Here is a 25,994-nt window from a genome sequence, read left to right as displayed (position 1 = left end):
TACTAAATGTCCAATTTAACTTATATCCATCTAACACAGCAGATGTCCGTTTGAGAAATAGAGTCTGGATTAACAGGGAACATGCGAATTCCAAAATTATATACACCTGGAATATTTAATTTATGATTCAGGGAATAATGTAATTTGGAACCTTCTGTTCTTTCTAGTTTAAACTGCTCTAAACTCAACATCTTTGCAGATCCATCGTCATTTACATCGGCGAAAATAGCTTGTACACTCATCTCTGTGCCAATTAATGCTTTTAAATCGATGGATAAATTAATTTGATATGTTTCGCCAATACCTAGCTGGCGAGCATAAATATCTGGCATTTCAACGTTAATTACCTCAACGTCGTTCCAGTTCGATTTAACTTTCCTTTTCCAGTCTGTAATCTCTCTTACTTTTTTGCAATCATCCGCTACTAAGGTTTTAAGATTACTATCCATTTTTAAGTAAAAACGATCAAGGTAGTCATCCATCATACGTTTAGTGGTGTATGTTGGAGCTATCTCAGCAATAGAGTTTTTAATGTATTGAATCCAACCGGTAGAAATGCCCTTTTCGTTTTTGTTATAAAACAAAGGCACTACATCATTCTCGAACATGCTATAAATGGTTGCAGCATCTAACTCATCCTGATAATTCTGGTCGTCGTAGGTTCTTTTGTCGGACAATGCCCAACCTGCACCTTCTCGATAGCCTTCGTACCACCATCCATCAAGTACACTAAAGTTTAATACTCCATTTAACTCAGCCTTTTCTCCACTGGTGCCAGACGCTTCTAAAGGTCGCGTAGGCGTATTAAGCCATATGTCGACACCACTAACTAAGCGCTTGGCCAGTTCCATGTCATAATTCTCTAAAAAGATAATCTTACCTAAGAATTCTGGTTTTTTAGAAATTTCTACAATATGTTTAATCAACGATTGTCCTCCTCCATCAGCAGGGTGTGCTTTACCTGCAAATATAAACTGAACAGGTTTATCAGGATTATTTACAATTTCTGACAATCGCTTTTCATCTGTAAATAGGAGGTGAGCTCTTTTATAAGTAGCAAACCTACGAGCAAAGCCAATGGTTAAGGCTTTATCGTCGATAGCATCAATTACTTCAACAATCTGAGATGGGTCGGAATGGCTGTTGGACATGTTGCCGGCCATTCTGGCTTTTACAAAGTCAATTAATTTGGTACGAAGTCCCGATTTTACAGCCCATATATCTTCGTCTGATACATTTTGAATCTGTCTCCAATAATCTTTATTAGAAAGATCAGATTTAAAATTCTGATCAAATTTGTCCTCATATAACCTTTGCCAATCGCATGATGTCCAGGTTCCGTAATGAACTCCGTTGGTTACATAACCAATAGGTACTTCCTCTGGGAAAAATCCTTTCCAGAGATTTTGGAACATATTTCGAGAAACTTCTCCGTGTAACCAACTAACTCCATTTATCTGCTGAGATGTTTTCACCGCGAGCACACTCATGGAAAATTTCTCATTTTTATCCAGAGGATTTTCTCTACCTAAAGCCATAAAATCATCCCACGAAATTTGCAATTTCTCAGGAATATGGCGGAAGTAAATACGAATTAAATCTTCATCAAATTTATCATGACCTGCAGGTACAGGCGTATGTGTTGTAAATAAAGTGGATGCTCTAACTAATTCTAAAGCTTCAGAGAAAGAATAGTCACCTTGTATATGTTTAATTAATCGAGAAATATTTATTAAAGCTGCATGACCTTCGTTACAATGGAATAGGTTTGTTTTAATACCTAGTGTATCTAGTAGCTGAATACCTCCCATGCCCAGTAAAATCTCTTGCTTCAGTCTGTTTTCCCAATCTCCACCATATAAGCTATGTGTAATGTGGCGGTCGCTTTCACTATTTAATTCGTGATCTGTATCTAAAAGATATAAGGATATTTTACCTACTTCTGCTTTCCAGACTTTAACATGCACGGTTCTTCCTGGAGGCGACATTTGAAGCACCAATGGCGTTCCATCTGTATCCTTAACCTCAGTAATCGGTTGGTTAGAGAATTCTTGTTTATCGAAATTTGCTTGCTGATCTCCATTGATAGTAACCGACTGGCGGAAGTAACCAAATTTGTACAATAAACCAATGGCGGTCATATTTACATTTGAATCACTGGCCTCTTTTAAATAGTCACCAGCAAGTACACCTAAACCACCAGAATATATTTTTAATACATCGCTAATACCGTATTCCATGCTAAAATAAGCGATAGAAGGATCCGATTTACGAGGCCTGTCCATATATGTTCGAAACATATTGTAGATTTTATCTAGCTCCTCAATAAATGTTGGCTTTTCAGCGAGCTCTACCAGATAATCATAACTTACTCTTTCAAGTAATTTAATAGGATCTTTGCCGCTTTCTAACCAAATTTCTTTATCAATAGACTCAAATAATTCAGTAGCCTGATAGTTCCAAGTCCACCAAAGGTTTTGAGAAAGTTCTCTTAAGTTTTTGATTCGCTCGGGTAGTTTAGACTTAACAAATAGCTTTTTCCAAACCGGGAAAGCTGATTTCTCAGGTTTCACGTGAATACGTTTTTCCAGTTTTATCTCGCCAATTTGTTCTTTTCTATTTTCAACAGCTTTGAGCGCTACATCATACGATTTGTAATAGTATTCTATTAATGAATCCCACTCAACGCCATCAGCAATTTTTTTCGCTTTTTCTCTAATAACAGATATTTCCTTAGGTGATTTTCCAGCAAACTCTTCAATGCTGTCTGAGATAGCTGTAGCGGTTTCTTCATTATTATGGTCGTTGCGTTCTATTACTGCAACACCGTCATTAATACCGTTAGAGAATTGCGTAGCCCAAATGCCAAAACCCGCTAGATTAGTGGTGATGGTAGGAATGTAAAAAGCAAGGCTTTCTAATGGAGTATATCCCCATGGTTCGTAATAAGATGGAAATACGGTTAAATCCATTCCTATTAAAATATCATAATAAGGAATGTTGAATATACCATCGTTACCATTTAAATACGAAGGAACAAAGATTAATTTAACGGTATCATCCTCTTCGTTGTTTAAATGAATGTCTTGTAGTTTGTTGATAATTGGGTCATAGCCTAAATCATTTAGGCCATGGGTTAAAAATGGATTTTCTAAATCCTCGTTACTTTCGTTGTTTAATTTGGCTATTAAATCTTTTCGAGCTCCGTAATTATTGGCGGGTATAAGTACAAAAACGATAGTTTCTCTTTTGTAGTCATCATTATCGTTTAAATGTTTTAAGCCATCTAAAAATACATCAATACCTTTATTACGATACTCATATCTGCCACTATTAGCAACAAACAAGGCGTCGTCAGATACTTTATATCCTAATAATGCTTCCGATACTTTTTTAAGCTGAGTTCTGGCATAATCTCTTTTGTTGTCGAAATCGGCTCCCTTAGGAACAAAATCACTTTCGAAACCATTGGGCGTTACCACATCCACTTGGCGTTCCATAAACTGAGCGCACTCTTTTGCGGTAATTTCCGAAACGGTTGTAAAACAATCTACATTGCGTGCACAGTTTTTTTCTAAAGAATGCTTAGCCACTACCCCAATTTTATGTGATTGTTGATCGGCATTAAACGACTCAAGGTAATCGTATAAAGGTTCGCCATTACCTGCTAACGATCGTCCAACTACAGTAGCATGAGTGGTAAACATAGTAGCAATCTGCGGAAGGCCATTTTTAAGGTATAAGGCTCCACTACCAGTCATCCATTCGTTAAAATGAGCAACTACCTTATTGGTTATGTTGAGATAACATTTATAAAAACTTTCAATTACTTTACCTACTGCATATCCAAACAATGAAGATTCGATATAATCCCACTGACCAGAAAGCGAATCGACTTTGTATAATTCCCAAAAACGAGATAGGATGTCATTTTTTTGAGGGATGAATGAGCTAAAGTCAATCAATAAGGCAATAGGTTCACCCACCACTTTCCATTTACCAATTTTTACGCGTAAGCCATCCTTGGGTAAAACTTCTCTCCATTCAGGAAAGAGGCTATCGTCTTCAATAAACTCGGGATTATTTTGACCTGCATGAACATCGGGACCAATAAAAATAATTTTATCGCCAAAATTTTCAACAAGGGTTAATGCTTTTGTGGATAGAACGGTATGGATGCCACCCATTTTATTACAGACTTCCCAACTTGTTTCAAATATATAGTCGGGCTTTAGATAGTTGTCAGTCATTTTAGTAAAAGCTAATAAAGGTAAAATGGTTGTTTCGATTAAAAAATGTAAGCACCTTTAAGCAAAGGTGCTTAGTTAGTAGAATTATGGAATTATAACTGAATAACTCCATTTTTTTCAGCATCACCTAAACCTGCATCAACAAAAGAATCAGCACTTTCGTCGTTCACCCAAAGGGTGTCATTCACCAAGTATCTGAATTGAATATCAGATCCGCTGGATAAATTAATGGTTTGTGTAAAATCACCCGACTTTAAAGCTTTCATCGGTTCGGTGTCTTTGTCCCAATTGTTGAAATTACCAACAACTTTTACCGTTTCAGCAGCTATGTCTGCTGTTTTCTCAAATTTAAAAGTAACCTTACATTCAGGTTTACTTTTTAAAAACTGTTTTTTAATACTCATAATTAGTTTAATTGATAAAAATAAAGGTTCTTAAATGTATTAAAGGCTTTTCTTTTTCTTCTTTTTAGCTCTTAGCTTTTTAACACTGGCTTCTAATTCAGCTATTTTGGCTTCCTTATCTTCTAGTATGCTTGTTAAGTTAGAGATAGTTTCATCTTGTGAATTTTCAGGAACCGCAGCGTTTAGTCTAAGCGTAAAGTCACTCAAAACATTCATGTAATTAATGAACGCTTGATATGGAGATTCGTATGGGTTAAAATATGCATGTACATCTCCATCCGAGAAATACTTAGTACACATATAGTAAAAATGATCACTGGCTTGCATGTAAATCCAGTCGTCTTGTAGCTTGGCATCTTTGCACTTTTCAATTTTTGGCAATAGTGCATACAACTTATTAAATGCCTCTTCTTGCATTTCATTTCCCAACCAAGCCGTTAAGTCACGCTCTTCGTCAGCCCAAGATATAGGGTAGGGCACGTTAACCGCAGAAACAGGTTGAAGATTATCTGCTACCTCAGACGGTGTAGAGAACGAAAATTCAGGATGTTTTAATATCTCTTCAGGTAATTCCTTTAAGAATTTAAAAATACCTGTTTCTTCCCATTGATGTTCTCCAAAGGTTTCGTAATCCATAAAAAGGTTGACCACTTCTGCTTTAGGGTCAAGATCTTTAAGCCATTGTGTATATTTTTGTGGCGTAAGAGGATGTTCACTCCATCCTTGGTTTCCAAACCTAAAAGCAATATCATCACTTAAAACAAAGTTTTTAAGCAATACTTTTAACTTAGGGTTGATGCTATTGCAATAAAGATAGTTAGGGCTCTTCCATCCAAGTACATGTTTGGCACCTTCGGTAAGCATGGCTTTGTAACCCATTTTATATACCATTTCGCCCATTTCGTCGGAGTAAATTAACTCAGTATTCCTAAATACTTTAGGTTCCTGATTAAATAACTCTTTAATAACGTCACCATGCATTTTTACCTGACGCTCAAACTCTGGTTTATTTTTTAGGGCTACTAGCGAGTGACAGTACGTTTCTGCCAAAAACTCAACCTGACCAGTTTTAGCTAAGGTCTGAAAGCTTTCGATTACTTCAGGTGCATATAGTTGAAATTGCTTGATTGCTACACCAGACAAGGAAAAGGCTACTTTAAACTTACCTTTGTTGGCGTTTATTATATCTAAAAGAATTTTATTGGTAGGTAAATAACATTTCTCAGCAATCTTTAATAAGATGCTTTCGTTGCTGTAATCATCGTAATAATAATGATCATTACCAATATCAAAGAATCTATAACGACGAAAGCGGAACGGTTGATGTACTTGAAAATATAAACAAATGGTTTTCATAAAATTGTAGATTTTTGGTTAGTTCACTTTTAGGTTTGCAACAGAATCATATACCTCTTTTACTCTCAAGGCAGAATCTTCCCATTTTAAGGATTCCACTTCGCTTTTTCCATGTTTAATAAACATTTTAGAAAGAGAAGGGTATTTTAATACACCGTACATGGCATCTGCCATTGCATCTATATCCCAAAAGTTAGTTTTAATAGCGTGATTAAGGATTTCTGCCACTCCAGATTGATAAGATATTAACACAGGCACGTTACTTTGCATAGCCTCTAAAGGAGATATGCCAAATGGTTCGGATACTGAAGGCATAACGTATAGGTCGCTCATGCGTAACATGTTAAATACTTCCTCACCTTTTAAGAAACCTGTAAAATGGAACTTATCGGTAATTTGAAGTTCTGCAGCACGACGGATCATCTTCTCCATCATATCGCCACTTCCTGCCATTACGAACCTTACATTTTCCATTTTCTGAAGAACACGATAGGCGGCTTCTATAAAGTATTCAGGGCCTTTTTGCATAGTTATCCTTCCCAAGAAAGTAACAATTTTTTCACCTTTATTCTTCTTAAAAGGGAGCGCTTCCATTTCTTTAGGTTCAACTGCATTGTATACAGTTACTACTTTATCAGGATGTATTCCATACTTCTCAATAATGATGTTACGTGTAAGATTACTTACTGTAATTACTTTATCAGCAGCATCAAGCCCGCGTTTTTCAATCTCAAATACCGTAGGGTTTACACTACCTCCGCTTCGGTCGAAATCGGTGGCATGAACATGAACAACCAATGGCTTTCCTGAAGCTTCTTTGGCTGCTATACCTGCAGGGTAGGCTAACCAGTCGTGCGCATGTATCACATCAAATTCGTTATCTTGAGCAATAACGTTTGAAACAAGTGCGTAATTAGATATTTCGTGTAAAAGATCGGCACCATACTTACCCGAGAAATCTATTTTCCCTTCTTCGTTGGTCTGTACTATTTTCTTTTCACCTTCAACTTTAACTTTAGTTAGTTTCCAATATTCTTCAGGATCTACATAAGGTATGATGTGTGTGTCTACCTCAATGTACTCCATCTCTTTTTTAAATTTGTTAATATCAACCTTACGTTGACGAATGGACACATTGTTAGCGCCCATCAGTTTTATGGAGCTTTGATCTTCATCTCCGTAGGCTTTAGGAACCACAAATAGTACATCTAAATCTTCAACGTGCGATAAACCCCTGGTTAATCCATAGCATGCTGTTCCAAGTCCCCCAGTAATATGAGGAGGAAACTCCCAGCCAAACATTAATACCCTCATATTAGTTATATTTTTCAATTAGTTTTAAAACCTTAAGAACTCCTGCTACATTCCAAGCCATGCTAACGGCTCCTTTACCCATGTGAGGTGGGTTTCCGTCGTAATATTCAGAAAGTGTTCCTATGCAATGTTGAACCATTTCTTCTTCAAAATTATCAGCTAAACGTTTGATGTGACTGATGCCACTCTGCTTATGCAGTTTTAAATATCCTTCGGCATAAAACGAAGCTAACCATGGCCATACTGCTCCTTGGTGAATGCCCAGTTCTCTAAGATTAGCTACTCCTTCGGTGATTCCTTTGTATTGCTGATCTTGCGGAGATAAAGTTCTTAAACCTTTAGGGGTAACAAGTTCTTTTTTCGCAACATCAATAACACTTTTCTTCATTTCTCTAGTTAATGGAGAATATTCAAAAGCAGTTGTAAACACCTGATTTGGCCTAACGGAAGCATCTTTTACTTCTCCGTCTACAACGTCGTATAAATAATTGTCGTTACTATTCCAAAAAGTATCGATAAATGCGCTTTTAAGTTTTTTAGTCAGTGGTTCAATTTCTTTTACAAATGCCTGATCTTTATTTTTCTTTGCCAATTCAAGACACATGCAGAGCGCATTGTACCATAGGGCATTTACTTCAACGCAAGCTCCGTTTCTTGGTGTAACTGCTTTTCCGTCACAAATACCATTCATCCAAGTTAAAGGCGTGGTTTCATCAGAGGAATAAATTAGGCCATTCTCCAGTAAGGTGACATTTTCAAATCGATCATCGGTATACGCGCGGATGACTTGTTTTAAAAATGGGCTATATTCCTCCCAAAGTTTATCAATACAGGCATCGCCCCAGCACTGTTGCATACTCCAAAAAAACCATAAAGGAGTATCTACTTCTTTCATATGTGTTTGGGCTTTGTTATTAAGGTTTGTTTTTATTTCCTTAACAGCAGAAGCTAAAACTTTAGAAAGTAACTCCGGTTCGTGCAGTGCCTCAGTTAAAAGAGGTGCCGATATTAAAGTGTCGCGTAGGCGTTGTTTATACCAGTGGTATCCTGCCACCATTGTGGTACTCTTACCTTTATCCACAAAAAACTGGAATGCGGCATTTAATAGGTTGTTGTAAAAGCCATCTCTGGCAATTCGTTTATCAACCTCTTTATTAAATTTTGTTTTTAGTCCACTTGCCTTTTGTTCTTTTGTAGATGCTGAAACAATGATGCTTTCTCCTTTTTTGATAGGCATCTCAAAGTAACCTGGCACATATAAGTCTTCCTTATAATCATAGCCACGTCTTTCTTCTTTAATGTATTCAATTCCTCTATACCAGTCGGGTATAGCTACAAATTCATTTTCCTTCGAGAATTGAATGGATAGCTTAGGCAAATTAGGATACATTTTTACGCTAATACCATTCGGTATCTTGTCGAATTTTGTATTAGCCGATAAATTTTGCGCAGTCAAATCATGAACACTTCTATTGGCTAAAAAAGGTTTGAGCTTAATAGTTGTGTCGGAGTGCGCTTCAAGTAAAGTGTACTTCAATAAAACTTGCTCCTCTTTTTCTACCAAAATTTGTTCTACCGATAATACAACTCCTCCAACCCTGTATACCTTACGGGGGATTACATCGAAATCGATTTCCCGAATGTATTTATGACCTTTAGGTTCGTAATGGTTGCCATTGTATTTGTGTATACCTAGGTTAAATTCTTTTTCGTGCTGCACCACCGTGATATCCAGAGAACTTAAAAGAACGTATCTGGTCATATCAAAATCGGGAATAGGACAAACTAGTAGTCCATGGTATTTTCTGGTATTACAGCCAATGATGCTGGAACTAGAGTAAGAACCAGCTCTATTGGTTCGCAGTATCTCTTTGAAGAGAGATTGCTCTAGGTTGATTAATTTGGATTTTTCAAATGCTAAATAGGACATTAGTTGTTTTGGTTTATTGCATTAAAAAATATATTAATTAAATAGGTGAAATATATATCAACAATATAGGTTTGGTTATTGTTAAGTATATTTTCTTTTAAATATATAAACAATAGTGATAAAAGTCGAGGGTTTTGAGTTTGAAACCCTTCTTTTTCACATACATTAAGTGCTTATTAAATAATTTTAAATAATTTCAGTACTTAAGAAGGCCAAATCTTTGGAAAAATCGATCTCTGGGTATTTATTAATGAGATGCTTTAGTTTTTCATATTGATTCTTAAGAAACTTCTGGTGTGATTCTGTTTTGGAATTAAAGGGTTTATGGTTTAAAGCCTTTTCTAAATTAGTCATCTCCTTTTTATATTCCAAGGTTCGAGTTGAAAAAAAACAATTTTCAAATTTACTCCATACATAGTCGATGGCAGTTGAGTTTGGGTGTATCATGTCACTTGAATAAAAACGATAATCCCGTAAATCATCCATAAGAATTTCGTATGCAGGAAAATAGGAGCAACTTTCAAACATTTCACATATCTTATCAATAGCCATAAGTAATGTAGCTTTGCTTAGCATATTCCCATGAGCACCATCTTTCCAATGGCGAACGGGACTTACCGTAAAAACAATCTTAACCTCAGGATTGAATACCAGTAACTCGATTAGTGCCGACTTATACAAGTCCACTATTTCATCCATATTAAGCATGTATCGATTGAAAAGTTTGGCAGCATATTTATGGCAGTTGGATACAATCTGACTGGTTTCATTTAATTGATATACCCAAGCGGTCCCAAAAGTGATAAATAAATACTTACTCTTTTTTAATTGAATATGAGCATTGTTGCAGCTTGTATTAATCTTTTGTAAACATTGCTCTTTGTTTGGGTCAGAAAATGAACCGTGATGTTCGAAGCTTAACCAAAGGTCGTTGTGAAATCGTAAATCTGATTCGGTATACTCTTTTTTATGAATAATAGAGCTTAAGGTATTGGCAACACTAATGGGGTTATACATTACCCCAAATGGGTTTATCATGGAAGGTAATCTACATTGCGTAAATTTACCTCCTATATTGTCGGCAAAACATGAGCCAATAAATAGAGTAGGGTCGTTATATTCTATTTTATTGTTCGAATCTTCTATATGTATCTCAGTCCTGAAATTTTCCATAGTTAGATAGTAGTTTATCAATGAACTTTTCTACTTCAATACTTACTTTGTTATCCTCTTCAAAAGGAACCTCGTGAGTAAATAAGTCTAATGTTATTAACTGGGTTGTAAGTTCATGTTTTTTGCAAAGTTGTTCGCTCGCTTTGTAGGCTGTAACAGGGTCGTTGGTGCTATGAAGTATTAAAGTCGGAGTAAAGCAGTCTATTTGATGTAATATATGCTTCCCTAAACGATCAATAATCATAAATAAACGGGATGAAATAATTTTATGAATTAGTTCATCCTCCTCGTAGTCGGCAGGTTTTTCATTGTCCTCTAATGTTTGTGGAGGTCTTACCTTTGATGAAAATGTAAAGCGCGGCATAATTTTGCTTAAAATAGCCATGGTGCTATATTTTAACCAGCCAATAGGTTTGGTTAATTGTAGCCAAGGGGCTGCCATAATTATTCCAATAAATGGGGTACTACTAGATAAAGCGTAGTTTAGCGCCACAGCACCACCCATGCTGTTTCCCATTATTATTTTAGGAATATCCGGCGAAATAAAACGATGACTATATTCTATGCAGGCATCAATGTCCTCCATGTATTCGCTTAATACATTAATATGACCTCTTTGTCCTTCGGATAGGCCATTGCCACGTAAATCAATACCTATAGAAGCTATGTTTTTATCAGCAAACAAGCAAGTAGATTGCAGAAATCTCCCAGAATGACTTCCCAAACCATGTACAAAATACAATATAGCTACAGGCGATTCGCTAGGTTTTAGATAATTGCCGTGTAGTTTGGTTCCGTCTTTAGATGTTATTTTAAAAGGGGTAAAGGAATTTTTAGTCATACTTTATTTAGTGTGCTGAGCCATTAATATTAGCTTGAACTCAGTTTACTAAAAATAGTATATTATAGTCAATATTGTATGCCTATTCCTTCTTTTTTGACATGATAAAATCAATGTTTCTTTTAAGTCCTGAGAATTTAGCTCTTTTAACGGCTGATTTTCTGAATACTTCGCTAAATTCCTCTTGTGTTAAATGATGCCATTTTTCTTTACTAAGCGATAGGATTCTGTCATTAGGCTTTAATTCTTCTATGCGATGAGGTCTAGATTTCCAGGTCCACGGACATACTTCCTGGCAAATGTCACATCCAAAAACGCGATTTTCCATTTGGCTTTTGAATTCTTCGGGAATAGCTTCCTTATTTTCGATAGTTAGATAAGAAATGCATTTACGTGCATCCAATGTTCTTTCAGAGATTAGTGCATCTGTAGGGCAAGCGTCAATACAGCGCGTACAGCCACCGCAAGCTTCTTTTATAGGAGAGGAACTGGGTAATTCAAGGTTTATAATCAATTCGGATATAAAAACGTAACTGCCTAGCTTTTTATGAATTAAGTGCGTGTTTTTTCCTATCCAACCTAGTCCAGCTTTAACAGCCAAACTTCGCTCTAACACAGGAGCTGAGTCAACAAAGCATCTACCTTCAAGATCTGGATAAATATCTTCTTTAATAAATTCAAAAAGCAGTTTTAATCTGTCTTTAATGACGTGATGGTAATCCTGTCCGTAAGCATAGCGGGCAATAATAGGGGCTTCGGGGTCAGACTGCTTTTCTTTGGGAGTGTAGTTGGTGAGCAGTACAATAACTGATTTTGCTCCTTCAACTAATTGGGCAGGATTGATTCTTTTTTCGAAGTGGTTGGCCATATAATGCATATTGCCATACATTTTCTGGTCCAACCAATTCTTTAATATCTCTTTTTCTTCAGATAACTCTTCGGCCTTTGTGAAACCGCAAGCATCAAAGCCCAATTCTTTAGCTTTGTTTTCAATACGTTCGGTATATGATGCTTTGAGTATATCCAAGGAAATATGTTTGTCTATAATAAGCCAAGCTCAAGCATAGCCTCTTCCGAAAGCATATCCTTTGTCCAAGGTGGGTCAAATGTTAGGTTAACATCCACATGTGTAATTCCATCTACTTCGCTCACCTTTTCAAATACCTCTTCAGGCATTGATTCTGCCACAGGACAGTTGGGCGAAGTTAAAGTCATCACAACGTTGGCTTTCCCTTCTGCGTTTACATTCACTTCATATATTAAACCTAAGTCGTAAATATTTACAGGTATCTCAGGGTCAAATATTGTTTTTAGTGTGTTAACGATTTCTTCTTCTTTAGATAAAAATTCGTTTGTCATAATTGAAAAATATCTTGATGACTGTTTTGTTTTTTATTTAATAACAGTTACTGCCTAGTTATGTTTAGGCTTGCTTTGCTTTAAATGCGATAGCAAATAGACGCATTTGTTTTATCATGGCAACAAGACCATTAGAGCGAGTAGGGGATAAGTGGTCTTTTAATCCTACTTCATCAATAAATGATAAGTCACTATCTAGAATGTCATTAGGGCTTTGGCCAGATAAGGCTCTAATCATTAAGGCAACAATCCCCTTTACAATAATAGCATCGCTATCGCCCATATAAAATACCTTTCCATCTTCCATCCATGCATGTAACCACACTTTAGACTGGCAGCCTTCAAGAATGTTCTGCTCCACTCTATAGTCATCATTGTATGGTTCAAGGTCGTTACCTAATTCAATTAGGTAGGCATACTTGTCCATCCATTCGTCAAATGCGCTAAATTCTTCTACTATTTCGTCTTGTATTTCCTTAATCGTCATTGTATAAAGTGTATGTTGCTATACTATTTTTTGAGAGGGCAAATATGCAAATTTTAAAAAGTTTACCCAAACAACATGGCTACCTTAGAAATGCCTTCAACCAATCGGTCAACTTCTTCTTTGGTATTATAAACCGCAAAGGAAGCACGCAAGGTTCCTGGAATCTTATAAAAATCCATCACAGGCTGTGCACAGTGGTGACCTGTTCTAACGGCCAATCCCAATTTATCTAACATGGTACCCATATCAAAAGGATGAATATCACCCACTAAAAATGAAATTACACTGGCTTTCTTTTTAGCGGTGCCAATAATTCGCATGCCTGGTATTTTTAAGAATTGCTCTGTGGCATACTTCAAAACTTCATCTTCGTAAGCATGAATATTCTCAACGCCTAATTCCGAAACAAAATCAATCGCTTCTCCTAAACCAATGGCTCCAGCAATGTTGGGCGTTCCTGCTTCAAATTTAAAAGGTAACTCGTTGTATGTTGTTTCTTCAAAACTAACCGACTTTATCATTTCGCCACCACCTTGCCAAGGCTCCATTTCGTTCAGGTATTTTTCCTTTCCGTAAAGAGCACCTGTTCCTGTTGGTCCATAAATTTTATGTCCAGAAAAAACCAAGAAATCACAATCTAAAGCTTGCACATCCACTTTAAAGTGATGAACAGCCTGAGAGGCATCAATCATAATTAAAGAATTATTGGCATGAGTTTTACGAATAATATCTTCAATAGGATTAATGGTGCCTAAAGCATTTGAGACATAAGCAACGGCAACTAATTTCGTTTTAGGAGACAAAAGATTATCCAACTCCTCTATTATTAAATCTCCATTTTCATCGATGGGAATAACCTTAAGTACCGCTTTCTTTCTTTTGCAAATCATTTGCCATGGAACAATGTTAGAGTGATGCTCCATGGTAGAAATGATAATTTCATCACCTTCTTCAATATACGTATCGCCAAAAGAATTAGCCAGCATATTTATAGATGCAGTTGCTCCAGAAGTAAATATGACTTCGTGAGAATGGGCTGCATTAATAAATTTCTGAACCTTAATTCGAGCTTCCTCGTGTGCTACAGTGGCAAGGTTACTCAGATGATGTACGCCACGATGAATATTACTATTCAGTGTTTCGTAAACCTCTTTTACCTTATTTACTACCCTGTTAGGTTTGTGCGTTGTGGCAGCATTATCAAAATATGCTAAAGGCTTACCGTGTATTACACTATCTAAAATGGGAAACTGTTTGCGTATGTCTTGAATGTCTAACTTAGTCATTAGTCAATGGTTGATTCGTCATTAGTTATTGTTTGTTAAGGCACTAGCCATCTGTTAGTAGTATGTTTGAAACTAAAAACCAATGTCCAATGCCTATTGACTGATGTTTACATGCAAGAATTACCTTCTGTACCATCTTGATTGCATAAAACGCAAGAATTACATTTGTTAAGTTCCCCTCTAAATACATTCTCCACTAATTCTCTAATTTGCTCGCGAACAGCTTCTACTCTAATTTTTTCAACCGCTTCGTAGGCAAATGCATACATCAGTAATATTCTAGACTCCTCTTTGCTGATTCCTCTAGAGCGCAAATAAAACATTGCTTTTTCATCTAGCTGACCTACTGTTGCACCGTGAGAACACTTCACATCGTCGGCATAAATCTCCAACATAGGTTTGGTGTTCATTTTGGCAGTATCGGTCAATAGCAAATTATCATTACGCTGAAAAGCATTTGTTTTTTGCGCATCGGGGCGAACCATTATTTTACCTGCAAAAGTAGCTGTGGCAGCATCGTCAAGTACACCTTTGAATAACTCTTCGCTGTAACAGTTTGGTTTTGCATGGTCGATAAACGAGAAGTTATCTACATGTTGGTTTTTATCAGAAATAAATAAACCGTACACATGTGATTCGCAATGTTCATCATCCATATCCACATAAATGTTATTTCTGGTAACACCTGTATGCAGCGTAAGATTATGTGTTAATATACTAGAGTGCTGTTTCTGTTTTACAAAGAAAGAAGACACATTAGTTGTTAAATTGTGCTGATTTTGAATGTTATAAATATCAAAAACAGCATTCTTGTCAACAAAAGCCTCGGTAACACCAGAAAGCAAATACTTTTGATCCGCTAAAGTGTGTTCGCAAAACAAAATCTTAGCTTGTGCATTTTCCTCAATCACCACAAGGTTTCTAGGAAAGGCCATCAAGTCTTTTTGCGAATGCATGATGTTCACAATCTGAATAGGTTTTTCAATCACGACACCTTTGGGAATGTAAATGAAAAATCCATCTTGTGCATACGCCGTGTTTAAAGCAACCAGACTATCTTCGTCATTCTTGGCGTATTGGTTATAATGCTTTTCGAATATCTCAGGGTGCGATTTTGAATGCTCCGCTAAGCTACCAATTAAAACACCCTCAGGCAGACTGGTAGTAATTTCATTTTTGCGGTAATACCATCCGTTAATTAAATAAATGGTAGTAGCTTCTAACTCATGCACATTGCAATTAAATACCTCAGAAAGGTCTTGTTTAAATACTTCGTGCTCAAAATCATAACCATATTCCTCCTCGAAAAGAGGAACCATATTGGTATACTTATAGTTTTCAACCTTTTTGGTAGGAATGCCCTTTGCCTCAAATTGTTGAATAGCTTCAGCTCTTTGTGCAGCAATATGTCCCGAAACAGATTTGTTTAGGATTTCTTCCTGTTCCGCAAAAAGCGAAATATATTTTTGTTCTATTTTAATATCTGTACCTGTAATGCTCATTTTACATTGGTTTTAAAAGGTTCAACGATTAGTCTTCGAATTGTTTTTTAATCCAGTCGTAACCTTTTTCTTCCAATTCATGCGCTAGCTCTTTTCCAGCTGACATTACAATACGCCCTTTGTATAATACATGCACAAAATCAGGTACAATATGGTCTAATAAGCGTTGGTAATGCGTAATTACAATAGTGGCGTTGTTTTCAGACTTTAATTTGTTAACCCCATTGGCAACAATTCTTAAAGCATCAATATCTAAACCAGAATCTGTTTCATCTAAAATAGCTACTTTAGGTTGAAGCATTGCCATCTGAAAGATTTCATTCTTCTTTTTTTCTCCACCAGAGAAACCTTCGTTTACTGAGCGATTAGTTAGGTTAGAATCAATTTCTACTAACTTTTTCTTTTCGCGCATCAACTTTAAAAATTCACTGGCTGTATATGGTTTAAGCTCGTTGTATTTTCTGTGCTCATTAACTGCAGTACGCATAAAGTTAACCATGCTTACTCCAGGAATTTCTACAGGATACTGGAAGCTGTAAAATAAACCTTCGCGAGCTCTATCTTCTGCAGGCATATCTAATAAGTCTTTACCATAAAAGCTGGCAGAACCTTCAGATACATCAAATACTTCGCTTCCTGCTAGTACCGATGATAAAGTACTTTTACCAGATCCATTGGGGCCCATGATGGCATGTACTTCTCCTGGTTTAACAGTCAGGTTTATTCCTCTTAATATTTCTTTGTCGTCTATTTTGGCGTGTAAGTCTTTTATCTCTAACATTCTTCTTTGTTTTAGTATCAAGTTATCAAGACACAAGTATGAAGACTTTCTGAATCTTGATGTTGATAGTTATTTTTTATAATTGATGAAGCAAGATGTTGATGTCTTACGACTTGATACTTGCTACTTGTGTCTTTTTATCCTACGCTTCCTTCCAAGCTAATTTGTAATAGTTTTTGAGCTTCTACTGCAAACTCCATTGGCAATTGGTTAATCACCTCTTTAACGTAACCATTCACAATTAGTCCTACAGCATCCTCTGTGGATAAACCTCTGGTATTACAGTAAAAAATTTGATCTTCACCGATTTTTGAAGTCGTTGCCTCGTGTTCAACAACTGCTGAGCTATTGTTAATCTCAAGATACGGGAAAGTGTGAGCTCCACATTGGTCTCCCATCAATAAAGAATCACATTGAGAGAAGTTACGTGCGTTTTCAGCTTTTTTATTCACTCTTACCAAACCTCTATAGCTATTTTGACTTTTTCCTGCAGAAACACCTTTTGATACAATTAAGCTACTAGTGTTTTTTCCAATGTGAATCATTTTAGTACCGGTATCAGCCTGTTGGTGGTTATTGGTAACTGCAACAGAATAAAATTCACCGATGGAATGATCGCCCATTAAAACACAACTTGGGTATTTCCAGGTAATGGCAGAGCCCGTTTCTACCTGAGTCCACATTACTTTTGAGTAATCACCCTTACACAAGGCTCTTTTGGTTACGAAGTTGTAAATACCTCCTTTGCCATTTTTGTCACCCGGATACCAGTTCTGAACAGTTGAGTATTTTACTTCTGCTCGTTCCATGGCCACAATTTCTACAATGGCTGCGTGTAATTGATTTTCATCTCGCTGAGGTGCAGTACAGCCTTCCAGGTAACTTACATAACTGTCGTCATCTGCAACAATTAAGGTACGCTCAAACTGCCCTGTATTCATGGCGTTTATCCTAAAATAGGTTGAAAGCTCTATAGGGCAACGAACACCTTTAGGTATATAAACAAATGAACCATCACTAAAAACGGCGTTGTTTAGTGCGCCAAAAAAGTTGTCGGTATAAGGCACAACAGAGCCCATATATTTTTTAACTAAGTCAGGAAATTCTTTAACGGCTTCGCTAAAACTGCAAAAAATAATACCCTTTTCGGCCAATGTTTCTTTAAATGTAGTTTTTACCGAAACACTGTCTATTACGGCATCTACAGCTACTCCCGAAAGTATCTTTTGTTCCTCCAAAGGAATACCCAACTTATCAAAGGTTGCTTTTAATTCAGGATCAACATCATCCATGCTATCCAACTGTGGCTTTTGCTTTGGGGCCGCATAATATATAATATCTTGAAAGTCTATTGGGGCAATATTTAGCTTAGCCCAATTAGGTTGTTCCAAGGTTTTCCAATATTCAAAAGCTTTCAGTCTATATTCTAATAACCATTCAGGTTCTTCCTTCTTAGCTGAAATAATACGAACCACGTCTTCGTTAAGCCCTTTGGGAATTGTTTCTGTTTCAATATCTGATGAGAAACCGTACTTATATTCGCTCCCGGTGACTTCTTCTAATATTTTATCTTGATCTTCTGCCATATTCTATGCTATATCTTTACCCGTTAACAACTCTAAATTATTAAGGTTCATTGATTATCTATGGTAATAATAGTATGACTTTAATATTTAGAGAGCGCAAAATTAACAAACTATTTAGATTAAATAAAATTAAGCCATTCTAAATAGTGATCTTATGCTATCTATTGAAAGCCAGTATAATCAATTAGGTATTTGGTTTGCTTAAAAAATAACGTAACGAATTACGTGTTTATATTCTATTGTTCGTATTTGCCTTTATATTTGGATTTATTACCTGAAATATCTGATAAAACAGAAATAACAATTAGTCGTAAATAATAGTAAGGTGGAATTGAATTGGAAGTAAAAGTAATTAATAAAGATATTAAATGTAAGCAAAATGGACTTATTGGCTATGGATTTATATATTTTTAAGAAATATGGATGAAATTGGTAGGATATTGCTGATATAAACAATAAATCTTAAATTTTTTAATTCGATGATGTTGTTCTATTTTTATCGTCAAGAATTCAATTTATTATATGTTATCCGTATTTTCAAGAAATAAAGTATTATCAGATCAAGATATTATAAAGAAGTATAAACAAACTAACGATTTAGATTTGTTGGGGGATTTGTACGGACGATATATGGATCTGGTTTTTGGTGTTTGCCTGAAGTATCTAAAAGATAAAGAGGCAGCTCAGGATGCGGTTATATATGTTTTTGAGAAAATAGCAGTTTCTATAAAAAATACAGAGGTCGAAAATTTTAAACCTTGGTTGTATGTAATTGCAAAGAACTACTGCTTAATGCAGCTCAGAAAAATTAAGCATAACGAGGTTTCTATAGATGAAGGTGATTTTTTTTTAGGAAAAATTATGGAATCTGACTTTGATGTGCATCCTATAGATAAAGAGGATGAGGAGCGAAATGAGGAAGCTTTAAGAAATTGTATTGAAAAATTAAAATTAGCTCAAAAACAGAGCATTGAACTTTTTTATTTTGAGAAGCTTTCGTATCAGCAAATTTCTGATAAAATGCAGATTGAAGTGAAGAAAGTAAAAAGTTATATACAGAATGCCAAGCGTAATTTAAAAATGTGTTTAGAAAATAATGCAGAATAGCGATAAACATATCAAAGAGATATTGGAGTATTTAGGCAATAAGATGTCTGAGCGGGATCGTTATGCATTTGAACGCAAAATGGAAGCTGATCCTTTTTTAATGGATGCGGTGGAAGGTTACGAAGAGATGGGGATGGAACAGGTGCAGGAAGAGCTTGGAATACTGCAAGATAAACTAAAGCGTAAAAGTGAACGTAAGCTTGTGCCTGTTTGGTTGCGTGCAGCGGCGAGTATTGTGCTGATAGTTGGAATTGGATCCTTGTGGTTTTTAAATAACAATGCAAAGCAATCTCAGTTGGTTAGCGATCATATTGAAGTTTCAGAAAAGGATAGTCCACCAGTAGAGGAGATTCCTCAGGAAGTTATAGCTGTTGTGCCTGATATGGTTGAGGGAAATACTTCTTCAGAAATTGTAGAGGAATTTGTGCAGGAGTTGGAAGAGCCCAGAGTGGTTAGATTAAAACCTGTAGAAAAGAAGCGAAGTACCAAAAAAGCCGTAATAAAAAAAGATAAACAAGGTCAGGATGTGAATATGGCCTTGCGTTACGAAGATGATGCGGTGAAAGCTGAAAGAGAATTTGTAGGACAAATGGATGGCGTTGATTTTGCTGAGGTGGAAGGATCAGGTGAGGTAGAAGATTTGATGGTTCAGGCTAGGGTGACTTCTTCTAAGGATACTTTATTGGCTAGTTACAGAGGTCGCGTGGTGGATGAGGCTGGAATACCCCTTCCGGGGGTAAGTATTAAAAATGCAATGAAAGAGAATGGTGACCTTACGGGCTATGTCAATAGCGCTACCTTAACGGATACCGAAGGAAACTTTGAGATTAAGGCTCCTGAAAAAGGAACTGTTCTAGAGTTATCTTCCATAGGATTTAAAGATCAATTAGCTTTGGCAAAGCAAGATAGTATAGGTGAGCTGGTGATGGAGTCGGAAAATTTAGCCATGGATGAGGTGGTTGCTATAGGTTATGGGACGACGAAAAGAAAAAGTTATCTAAAAAAAGCCAAAAGTAGTGAGTTTACATATCAGGAAGCAATTCCCGAGGGAGGCATGAAAAAGTTTGTTCGAAGCTTGGAGAAGGAATTGTTTTACCCTAGTGAAGGCAAACGAATAGTTATTGTGGAGGTTTTTGTGTTGGCTTCGGGTGAATTGGAAAAAGTGCTTTGTTTAGATGAGGACTTGGATAAAGTATTTAAGCAATCATTAATCTTAAAGTTTACTCAGGCTAAATGGCAAGCGCCCCAAGTAAATGGAGCGCCTGTAGTAAGTTATAGTAAAATTGAATTTGAATTTACAGGAAGCAAGTAGTGTTCTAAAGGTAAGATGTCTACTGTTTGAGCACTTCTAATATTTCTTTCACAGTCATTCTTCGTTTATAATCTTCATCATAAAACGAACCTTTTATTTTGCCATCCTTTCCTATAATATAGGTGGCAGGAATAGGTAAAGCTAAATCATCATTGCCACTGGCTTTGTTGATGTCAATTCCCCAAGCTTTATATTTGATGTTGTTGGCCTTTGAAAGAGCAAAAGTAACTTGGTAGCTATCCATTATTTTGTGGTCTTTGTCGTAAATAATGTTAAAAGCAGCATTAGTTTTCTCAAGCGTTTTCTTTATTTCTTCCTGTTTCTCGGGAGTAATTGCTAAAACTGTTGCACCTAAATCTTCAATCATTTTTAACGAATCTTGAAGTTCGTTTAATTGTCGGTTGCAATGTGGGCACCACTGACCTCTATAAAATAATAATACAAGCTGTTTGTTTTTGTTGAGCTCGGTAAGGTTTATTTTATGGCCCGTGTTTGAAGTAGCCTCAAAAGTAGGAGCCTTGCTTCCTATGGCTAATTCCTTTTGAGCACTTACTAGTGTAAAGGTAGATAAGATTAATGCGATAATAAATAATGTTCTCATGTCAGTTATTTTAAAGTTTGATTGTTTGGTCGCATCAATAACTTGTTCCTGACATTAAAAAGCTTTTTATTATGCTTTTTTTCGGAGGGTGCAATAATTTTTGTTGGGTAAGGTAAAGTAAAAGCAAGAACCCTCTCCTTCTTTGGATTCCATATTGATATCTCCACCCAACATGTCAATATATCCTTTGGTGATAGATAAGCCTAGTCCAGATCCTTCTATGGTGGCATAGTTGTCGGAGTCGGCTCTTACAAAGCGATCGAATACACTTTTTTGTTTGTTTGCGGGAATTCCGATGCCCGTATCTCTCACATAAAAAAGGAGCCCATCTTTTTTGCTTTTATAACCAAATGTAATGGTTCCTCGTTCGGTGTATTTTATGGCGTTCTTTATTAGGTTAGTCAATACCGCGTATATTTTTTCTTTGTCTGTTTTAATAGTCGCCTCGTCATCCTCAAGGGTGCAATGACATTCTAAAGTAATGCCTTTGCTTTTTGCTTCGGAAAGGAAAAAGTTATGAAGAAAACGAATTTGTTTGTTGATGTTGGTTTCGGTTAAGGCTATTTCCATCTGACCTGATTCTATTTTTGAGATATTGATGAGGTCGTTGATGATATTGAGCATACGATTTCCACTTTGTTCAATGATACTGATAAATGACTCCTGCTCGTCGCCAGATAAGTTGGGCGATTTTAAAAGTTCGGCAAACCCCAGAATGCCATTCATTGGAGTGCGAATTTCGTGACTCATGTTGGCTAAAAAGGCGGACTTAAGCTGGTCGCTCTCTTCTGCTTTTTCTTTAGCGGTAACTAGCTCCATTTCTAACTCTTTTCGTTTGGTAATATCTTCAAATGTTCCTAGTATGCCAAATACATTACCATCTTCGTCTTTCAAAGGAACCTTGTTGGTCTCTAGCCAGGCTTTCTTTCCATCTGCTTGTAGTTGAGGTTCTTCAATTTTATACTCACCCATGCCTGTTCTCATAATTCGTTGGTCGGTTTGTACAAAGAAGTCTGCCTCTTCTTTTTTCCAAGCTAAATCGTAGTCTGTTTTGCCAACAATTTCTTTAGGATGATCTACTCCTGCTGCTTCTGCAAATTTATTATTACAGCCCAGATATACGGAGTTTAAATCTTTCCAAAAAATAAATGATGGAATGTTATTCATGATTAATTCGCGCATCTTATTTAATTCCGCCAATTGAAGCTCGTATTCTTTTCTTTCGGTAGTGTCTCTACTGTACATGGAGACTCCTTTAACTTCATTATGGATTACGATAGGGCTAACGCTGACTTCAACATAGGCAGTTCCAACTTCAGTCGGCACTTCATCGGTAAAAGTGTATGCTTCTCCTTTTAATCCTCTGTCGTATCGTTCTTTCCAGATAGGAGCTAATATCTCGGGTATACTTTGTAAAATTTTAGTTCCTTTCTGTACTTCCAAGTTGAAACCATTTTTAAAGCCGTCGAAAAAAGTCTGATTAAAATATTGTATCTCATAGTTTTCGTTAACGGACCAAATGCTTTCTGCGGAGTTTTTCATCACCGAATTCAGATCACTTTGGCTAATCATTAGTTCTTTTCTTATTTTGATGCGTTCGGTGATGTCAACAAGGGAGAATTGAAGGTAGGTTTTATCTTCTATATCAAATCGCAATAGATGCACTTCTGCATCCCATTGAGTTCCATCTGGTCTTTGGTGTAGCCATTCAAAAATAGTTGACCCTTCTTTCATGGCTTGGGCATCATGTTTTTGAGCAAGAATATGAGAGGGGGTGCCGTCGTATTGAATAGGGGCAGAAACGTCAAGAGGCGTTTTTTTTAGGGTTTCTTCAAGGGAGGAATAGCCGTATATTTCAACCGCAGCTTTATTGCAATCTACGTACCGCTTAGTCTCGGCATCCATTACAACGGTTGGCATATACGAACTTTCGTACACCATTTGCCTGAATGCAGGGCTCTGTGGCTTGTAATCTTTTTCTTGCTGAAGCTTTGTAAGGGCTTTTTGTAATTCTATATTCTCCTTTTTAAGTTCATCGTATGTCTTTCTCTTCGTCTCCATATCCTGCAATCTTTTGTGTGTGGTTGCGGTGTTGATTGGTAAGGATGTAAGTGGTTTGTGATCCCCATCGTCTTGATGTGTATCAATTTACAATTTATTAACATTAAAGAAAAATGTAATGGATAAAAAATTAGCAGGAGTTGATAGAATGGTGGTTTTATCGGACGATTTAGTTTTAACTTAGGAGTTGTGAGTTGCTAAATATGGTATTGGGGTATAAAAAAAGGGATATAAGAACTTGGCTTATATCCCCTTTGATTTTTTTTATAAAGATTATTCTTTGATAGAATAACCGTATTCTTTCAGGTGTTCCCAATATTTTGGGTAGGACTTAGAAACTACCGCAGGGTCGTCAATGTCTATGTTGTTAATAGCGCTAGCTGCAGGAGCAAAGGCCATGGCCATTCTGTGATCTTTATAGGTGGAAATTAAAATGTTCGCATCTTTTTCGCATGTTTCTCCATTCCAAGTTAAATCGTCCACTTGATTTGAATTTAAAACGAAACCAAGTTTTTTTAACTCGTCGATTAATGCATTAATTCTATCGGTTTCTTTAATCTTTAGGGTTTGAAGTCCGGTAAATACAAAAGGAATACCTAGGCAGCAGCAGGTAACAGCAAAGGTTTGTGCCAAGTCAGGTTGTTCAATAAAGTTATAGTTGAATTTTTTTACTGTTTCTCCTGTGTTTTTAAGCATCAATCCTTTTTGTGTAAATTTAGAATCTACACCAAGTTGTTTGAATAACTCGGCCACTTTAGAATCTCCTTGTTCGCTGTATCGTTTTACACCTTGTAAATTCAGTTCGCAACCGGGAGTTAAGGCAGCCATTTCAAACCAGTACGAAGCAGCACTCCAGTCCGCTTCAACCGTAAAGTCGGTAGCTTGGTAATCGCCTTCAGGAACCTTAATTACATTGTCTTTCCATTCGCTTTTGATGCCAAATGTTTCCATCATTTTTAATGTAAGCAGAATGTATGGGCGAGAAATAATTTCACCAGTTAATGTTAGGTTTAGTCCATTTTTCATGGTTGGCCCTATCATTAATAATGCAGAAATATACTGGCTACTCACATCTCCTGGTAAATCAAGGTCTCCGCCTTCAAGTGCACTACCGAATATTTTTAATGGAGGATAACCTTCCTTCTCCATGTATTCAACTTTAGCACCTAGCTTGTTTAAAGCCTCAACTAATATTTTGATGGGGCGCTGCTTCATTCTTTCTGAACCAGTGATGGTCCATTCTCCTACAATTTTAGATAAAAAAGCAGTTAGAAAACGCATGGTTGTTCCTGCTGCACCAATATCAAAATGTTTAGAGTCCGACTGTAAAGCTTTTAGCATAAGTTGGGTGTCATCACTATCGGATAAATTCTTAATGGGTTTGGCGCTATAGGCTAGTGCATTTAGAATTAAAGCACGGTTGCTAATGCTTTTAGAGGTTGGTAAGTTTACCTTATATGGTGTAATGCTCTCTGGAGCAGATACTGTATATTTCATGTTTATATTTTTACTTTTTCAATGGTAAAGCTTGGGTGCAGGTATGCTAAAGATTTAAATAGAACTTTAAAGCTTCGAATATCTCTTCCTTATTGCAAGTCTGGTTGATTTGTATTTTTCCGATATCCTCCAATAGGGTGAAGTTAATCTGGTTTTTCTCATTCTTCTTATCATGTGTCATCAGGTAGAAAAGCTCATCAAAATCAGTTTCGCTAAAATCAAACTTCCCATAAATATTCTCGATAATGTTATTGATCTCTTTGATTTTGTCCATTGGGAAGCCACATATTTTATGGCCTAAATATAGTTCGGCAATCATACCGTAGGCAACAGCATATCCATGTAATACAGGTTTGCAAGTTTTCATGGCATGGCTCTCAAAGGCATGACCTATGGTGTGTCCGAAATTTAAAGATTTACGAATGTTTTGCTCCGTAGGGTCAGCTTTTACAAAGTGTTCTTTAATATGAATAGAGTTTATAACTCTGTCTTTTAAGCTATCAATGTTAACGTCTTTTATTTGAAAAGACTTTAGGTCATTCCAAGTATCTTCTGAATAAATCAGCGCATGCTTTATCATTTCGGCAAAACCAGAATATACGTTTTCCTGATCCTGAGAATTAATAAAATCGTTGCAAACCAAAACTGCAGAAGCGTGTTTGAATACACCAATCTCGTTTTTAAAACTATGAAAATTGATACCCGTTTTACCACCAACACTGGCATCAACCTGACTCAATAAAGTAGTGGGTATGTTGATAAAGTCAATACCTCTTTTAAAGGTAGCGGCAGCAAATCCACCCAAATCACAAGGCATCCCTCCTGCCAAATTAATTAATAGAGATTTTCTGTCGGCACCATTAGTGCTTAGAAATTGCCAGACTTTTGAAATAGCCTCAATATTTTTATGTTGGTCGCCTTGTTCAATAACGATGATGTTGTTTTCGTTAATTTCTGGGATTCCTTTAATTTTTGGATAGCAATGCTCGTATGAACCTGAATCCATTAATAAAAATATTTTACCTCTGCTGTATTTGTTAATTAATTGCGAAAGGTCGCTTTTTAAATCGTCTGCTCCGTAAACCTTCGATTCACTCTCTTCAATTACCTGCATTAATTTTGTGTTTGCGTAAATTTTGACAGGCAA

At 36.4% G+C, this 25,994-nt stretch carries 20 protein-coding genes; 2 read left to right on the top strand and 18 right to left on the bottom strand.

All coding sequences use genetic code 11. The features are described from left to right. Positions 1 to 20 precede the first annotated feature (20 nt). The 14 genes from glgP to sufB form a co-directional block, all read right to left on the bottom strand. Positions 21 to 4,250, bottom strand: a complete 4,230-nt coding sequence (gene glgP, locus A8L32_RS17915; protein WP_066632330.1) for an alpha-glucan family phosphorylase — start codon at positions 4,248 to 4,250, stop codon at positions 21 to 23. Positions 4,251 to 4,342: 92 nt separating this feature from the next. Continuing rightward, positions 4,343 to 4,654, bottom strand: coding sequence for an isoamylase early set domain-containing protein (locus tag A8L32_RS17910; protein ID WP_066632328.1), 312 nt, complete (start codon positions 4,652 to 4,654; stop codon positions 4,343 to 4,345). A gap of 39 nt (positions 4,655 to 4,693) precedes the next feature. Continuing rightward, the gene (locus tag A8L32_RS17905) at positions 4,694 to 6,010 is read right to left on the bottom strand and encodes a glycoside hydrolase family 57 protein (RefSeq protein ID WP_066632327.1); all 1,317 of its coding nucleotides are present in this window, start codon (positions 6,008 to 6,010) and stop codon (positions 4,694 to 4,696) included. Positions 6,011 to 6,028: 18 nt separating this feature from the next. Further along, positions 6,029 to 7,324 (bottom strand): glycosyltransferase family 4 protein, encoded by a 1,296-nt coding sequence (locus A8L32_RS17900; RefSeq protein ID WP_066632325.1) that lies wholly within the window; start codon positions 7,322 to 7,324, stop codon positions 6,029 to 6,031. A gap of 1 nt (position 7,325) precedes the next feature. Then, positions 7,326 to 9,254 carry a glycogen debranching enzyme N-terminal domain-containing protein gene (locus A8L32_RS17895; RefSeq protein WP_066632323.1) on the bottom strand — a complete coding sequence of 643 codons (1,929 nt, stop codon included), beginning with the start codon at positions 9,252 to 9,254 and terminating at the stop codon, positions 7,326 to 7,328. A gap of 186 nt (positions 9,255 to 9,440) precedes the next feature. Continuing rightward, positions 9,441 to 10,427: a GSCFA domain-containing protein gene (locus tag A8L32_RS17890; protein WP_066632321.1), complete on the bottom strand. Its 987-nt coding sequence runs from the start codon at positions 10,425 to 10,427 to the stop codon at positions 9,441 to 9,443. Next, positions 10,408 to 11,268 (bottom strand): alpha/beta fold hydrolase, encoded by an 861-nt coding sequence (locus tag A8L32_RS17885; protein ID WP_066632320.1) that lies wholly within the window; start codon positions 11,266 to 11,268, stop codon positions 10,408 to 10,410. The genes A8L32_RS17890 and A8L32_RS17885 overlap by 20 nt, the downstream gene beginning before the upstream one ends. Before the next feature lie 82 nt (positions 11,269 to 11,350). Beyond that, positions 11,351 to 12,295, bottom strand: coding sequence for a tRNA epoxyqueuosine(34) reductase QueG (queG, locus tag A8L32_RS17880; protein WP_066632319.1), 945 nt, complete (start codon positions 12,293 to 12,295; stop codon positions 11,351 to 11,353). 14 nt (positions 12,296 to 12,309) lie between these two features. Beyond that, entirely contained in the window at positions 12,310 to 12,627 is a 318-nt protein-coding gene (locus A8L32_RS17875; RefSeq protein ID WP_066632313.1) for an SUF system Fe-S cluster assembly protein, read from the bottom strand. Between the two features lie 64 nt (positions 12,628 to 12,691). Continuing rightward, the gene (locus A8L32_RS17870; protein WP_066632308.1) at positions 12,692 to 13,114 is read right to left on the bottom strand and encodes a SufE family protein; all 423 of its coding nucleotides are present in this window, start codon (positions 13,112 to 13,114) and stop codon (positions 12,692 to 12,694) included. A gap of 62 nt (positions 13,115 to 13,176) precedes the next feature. After that, on the bottom strand, positions 13,177 to 14,400 hold the full coding sequence (locus A8L32_RS17865) for an aminotransferase class V-fold PLP-dependent enzyme (RefSeq protein WP_066632306.1): 1,224 nt from the start codon (positions 14,398 to 14,400) through the stop codon (positions 13,177 to 13,179). A gap of 107 nt (positions 14,401 to 14,507) precedes the next feature. Further along, on the bottom strand, positions 14,508 to 15,902 hold the full coding sequence (gene sufD / locus A8L32_RS17860; protein ID WP_083631395.1) for a Fe-S cluster assembly protein SufD: 1,395 nt from the start codon (positions 15,900 to 15,902) through the stop codon (positions 14,508 to 14,510). Between the two features lie 28 nt (positions 15,903 to 15,930). Then, on the bottom strand, positions 15,931 to 16,683 hold the full coding sequence (gene sufC, locus A8L32_RS17855; protein WP_066632304.1) for a Fe-S cluster assembly ATPase SufC: 753 nt from the start codon (positions 16,681 to 16,683) through the stop codon (positions 15,931 to 15,933). A gap of 137 nt (positions 16,684 to 16,820) precedes the next feature. Further along, complete coding sequence (gene sufB / locus A8L32_RS17850; RefSeq protein WP_066632303.1) at positions 16,821 to 18,269, bottom strand: Fe-S cluster assembly protein SufB; 1,449 nt, start codon at positions 18,267 to 18,269, stop codon at positions 16,821 to 16,823. Positions 18,270 to 18,791: 522 nt separating this feature from the next. Between sufB and A8L32_RS17845 the strand changes: the two genes are divergently transcribed. Both A8L32_RS17845 and A8L32_RS17840 read left to right on the top strand, forming a co-directional pair. Next, the gene (locus tag A8L32_RS17845) at positions 18,792 to 19,376 is read left to right on the top strand and encodes an RNA polymerase sigma factor (protein WP_066632302.1); all 585 of its coding nucleotides are present in this window, start codon (positions 18,792 to 18,794) and stop codon (positions 19,374 to 19,376) included. Further along, entirely contained in the window at positions 19,366 to 20,688 is a 1,323-nt protein-coding gene (locus A8L32_RS17840; RefSeq protein WP_066632301.1) for a carboxypeptidase-like regulatory domain-containing protein, read from the top strand. The genes A8L32_RS17845 and A8L32_RS17840 overlap by 11 nt, the downstream gene beginning before the upstream one ends. A gap of 19 nt (positions 20,689 to 20,707) precedes the next feature. On the opposite strand, the gene A8L32_RS17835 is transcribed toward A8L32_RS17840, so the two are convergent. The 4 genes from A8L32_RS17835 to aroB all read right to left on the bottom strand — a co-directional run bounded on the left by A8L32_RS17835 (position 20,708) and on the right by aroB (position 25,961). Continuing rightward, positions 20,708 to 21,289 (bottom strand): peroxiredoxin family protein, encoded by a 582-nt coding sequence (locus tag A8L32_RS17835; protein WP_066632294.1) that lies wholly within the window; start codon positions 21,287 to 21,289, stop codon positions 20,708 to 20,710. Between the two features lie 69 nt (positions 21,290 to 21,358). Further along, on the bottom strand, positions 21,359 to 23,350 hold the full coding sequence (locus A8L32_RS17830) for a PAS domain-containing sensor histidine kinase (RefSeq protein WP_066632293.1): 1,992 nt from the start codon (positions 23,348 to 23,350) through the stop codon (positions 21,359 to 21,361). A gap of 273 nt (positions 23,351 to 23,623) precedes the next feature. Then, positions 23,624 to 24,847: a 3-phosphoshikimate 1-carboxyvinyltransferase gene (locus A8L32_RS17825; RefSeq protein ID WP_066632291.1), complete on the bottom strand. Its 1,224-nt coding sequence runs from the start codon at positions 24,845 to 24,847 to the stop codon at positions 23,624 to 23,626. 46 nt (positions 24,848 to 24,893) lie between these two features. Beyond that, positions 24,894 to 25,961, bottom strand: coding sequence for a 3-dehydroquinate synthase (aroB, locus tag A8L32_RS17820; protein WP_066632289.1), 1,068 nt, complete (start codon positions 25,959 to 25,961; stop codon positions 24,894 to 24,896). Between the last annotated feature and the right edge of the window lie 33 nt (positions 25,962 to 25,994).

Source organism: Labilibacter marinus (genome assembly GCF_001659685.2).
In the GTDB taxonomy this organism is placed as follows: domain Bacteria; phylum Bacteroidota; class Bacteroidia; order Bacteroidales; family Marinilabiliaceae; genus Saccharicrinis; species Saccharicrinis marinus.
The sequence above is the reverse complement of the archived record's forward strand: the minus strand, read 5'-3'. Positions and strand labels throughout refer to the sequence as shown.